Origin of the sequence: Nonomuraea pusilla (assembly GCF_900109355.1) — a bacterium.
Classification (GTDB): Bacteria; Actinomycetota; Actinomycetes; order Streptosporangiales; family Streptosporangiaceae; genus Nonomuraea; species Nonomuraea pusilla.
The window spans coordinates 1-2,469 of record NZ_FOBF01000057.1; the positions used below are offsets into that span (position 1 = coordinate 1).

The 2,469-nt window shown below is 67.4% G+C and carries 4 protein-coding genes; all 4 read left to right on the forward strand.

Going from position 1 to position 2,469, the window contains the following annotated elements; genetic code table 11:
• Positions 1-1,316, forward strand: a 1,316-nt coding sequence (locus BMX74_RS44790; RefSeq protein WP_177227771.1) for a coiled-coil domain-containing protein, incomplete at its 5' end; no start/stop codon positions are given.
• A gap of 59 nt (positions 1,317-1,375) precedes the next feature.
• A complete protein-coding gene (locus BMX74_RS42570; protein WP_091106170.1) occupies positions 1,376-1,627 on the forward strand; it encodes a hypothetical protein in 252 nt (83 codons plus the stop codon).
• Between the two features lie 11 nt (positions 1,628-1,638).
• The gene (locus tag BMX74_RS42575; protein ID WP_091106172.1) at positions 1,639-1,914 is read left to right on the forward strand and encodes a hypothetical protein; all 276 of its coding nucleotides are present in this window, start codon (positions 1,639-1,641) and stop codon (positions 1,912-1,914) included.
• A complete protein-coding gene (locus BMX74_RS42580) occupies positions 1,898-2,350 on the forward strand; it encodes a hypothetical protein (protein ID WP_091106173.1) in 453 nt (150 codons plus the stop codon). The genes BMX74_RS42575 and BMX74_RS42580 overlap by 17 nt, the downstream gene beginning before the upstream one ends.
• Positions 2,351-2,469 lie beyond the last annotated feature (119 nt).

The window sequence follows — 2,469 nt, forward strand, 5'->3', positions numbered from 1 at the left end:
TGGACACGGGCCGTCAAAGGCTGGAGAACTTCGACAAGACCCTCACCTCGATGGTGCAGTCGGGAAACAGCCAGCAGGCCGCCGCTCTGTTCAACGAGCTGGCCAAGCAGGCGGGGCTCGCCGGCGGGGACGTGGACAAGCTGCGGGCACTCCTGCCCGGCTACAGCTCTGCCGCGGCGGCTGCCCAGCAAGCCACAGCCCCGACCGGGGACGCGCTGAAGGACCTGGGCAACTCGGCGGACGGTGCGGCCACGAACGTGGACACCCTCCGGTCGGCGATCAGCCAACTGACCAGCCTCACGTCCACCGCGATGCAGGCGGAGATCAACTACAAGCGGGCTGTCGACGCCGCCGCCGCCTCCATCAAGGAGAACGGCAAGGCTCACGACACCAACACCGAGGCGGGCCGGCGGAATCGCGAAGCCCTCATCGGGCTAGCGGAGAAGGCCAACGCCTACCGTGACGCGCTGATCGAGCAGGGGACGCCACTCGATGAGGTGACTCGGAAGGTCGGCGCTCAGCGAGACTCCTTCATCGCCTTGGCAGAGAAGATGGGCTTCTCCCGCAAGCAGGCCGAGGAGTTGGCGACGAAGCTTGGCCTGATCCCGGGCAACGTCAAGACAGACGTCAAGACGCCCGGCGGCGAGGAAGCGCTCAAGCTGATCAAGGAGTACGAGAAGAAGCTCCGCGAGCTCGACGGCAAGACCGTCAACACCAACGTCGTCACCAACTACTACGACAAGAAACAGAGTGTCGCCAAGCAGGACAAGCTCAAGGCGCGAGCGGGTGCGATCGTCACCTACGAGGAAGGCGGCATCGAGCGGTACGCGGCCGGCGGCATCCAGGCGTTCGCGGCGGGCGGGCATTCCCTGCCGCCGCACATCGTCGACTCGCCTACCGTCCTGTACGGAGAGGGCGCCGACAAGGAAGCTTTCATTCCGTACGAGCAGCGCTACCGGTCCCGGGCGATCGACTTGCTGGGGCAGGTGGCAAGCGACTTCGGCTTGTCACTGAACAGACAGCAGTCTGGTCTGGTTGGGGGCTCTAGCCCGGCGTCTGGCTACTCCTCGTACGCGGTGGGGTTGTCGGCTGGGCCGGTGAACGCGAGCAGGGTGTCGGCTCCTCAGCAGGCTCCGTCGTATGCGCGGCCTGCTCCTGTGCAGGAGTCGGCTGGCGGGTCGGGGTCTGGGGCGTCGTCGTCGGCGCAGCGGGACGGCTCGCTGATCACGGTTCAGACGATGAACGTCACCAACCGGTCGGACGCGGACGCGGCGGCGGCCTACCTGTACGCGCGGCTCGGGGGGAAGGGGCCATGACATCGGGGCCCGGACCTGGTGTCCGGGCCCTCTCCACTACGGCAGGAGGGCGGTTCGACGTGCCCGAATTCGATCCCGAGGGCGGCCAAACGTATGGGGCTTGGCTGCGCTCGAAGAACATCCAGGCCCGCCCTCAAGGCTGGTCGTACGCCACCAAAGACCAGGTGCGCGAGTACAGCGGCAAGGACGGCAGGCCGGTGAAGGACGTGACAGACCAGCTCGGGAACCGGGTGGTGCAGCACGGCCTGGACCAGCAGTCGGTGGTGATCCGGAACCCGGTGGTGACCGGGACTGTGGAGGTGAGTCCGTGACGAGTGCACGGGTGGCGGCGATGCACGCCCGCCGGGAGCAGGAGTTTTTCGACGTTTGCGTCGGCTTCGAGGATCGGCTGGAGGCGGCCAAGGAGGCTTACGTGGCTGCCCTGGACGGCGGAGACGATGCGGTGCTGGTGTCGGCGGCGGCCGAGCTGAAGGCGGCGTCGGAGGAGATGCACGGCTTCCGCTCTGGGGTGCGCACGCTCGGCAGGCCGAAGGAGGGCGTGCCGGGCAGGGACGCCACGATCATGATGGGGGGTGCCGTCAATGTCGTGGAGCGGTAGCGGCTGGTACGCGGACACGCTGGTGGACGCTCTGGGCACGTCCCAGATCGGGCTCAACTTGGCGCTGGCGACGCACAAACTCGCCCTGTACGACAACACGATCACGCCGAACTTCGCGACGGCTGACCAGTCCTACAGCGCTACCGGCGAGATCGTCGGCACCGGGTACACGGCGGGCGGCGCCCCGATCACCTCGGGCACGCTGACGGTGGTCACCGCGACCGCGGTCTACATGGTGTGGGACGGCAACGACGTCCAATGGACCGGCTCGACCCTGTCCGGCGTGCGGGGCGGCATCGCCTACGCGGACGGCCTCACACCTAAGCGGCTGATCCTCGGCATGGACTTCCTTACCGCCTACGCGACCAACGACGGCACGCTGCTGGTGGCCTTCAACGCGAACGGCATCGGCCGGGTCAACGTCATCTCCCCGTAGCAGCAACCTCGCCTGACGTGCCGCCTCCGGGCGGCTTTTTCATGCCCGCTCACCACTTGACGAAGAGGGGAGGGCGGGCATGGCCATCGCGATAGCGACTTCCCCGCCGTTGGTGTCGT

Bases quoted from the DNA above. Each gene is read 5' to 3' on its own strand.
- BMX74_RS42580 (WP_091106173.1), top strand. From the start codon at position 1,898: ATGTCGTGGAGCGGTAGCGGCTGGTACGCGGACACGCTGGTGGACGCT.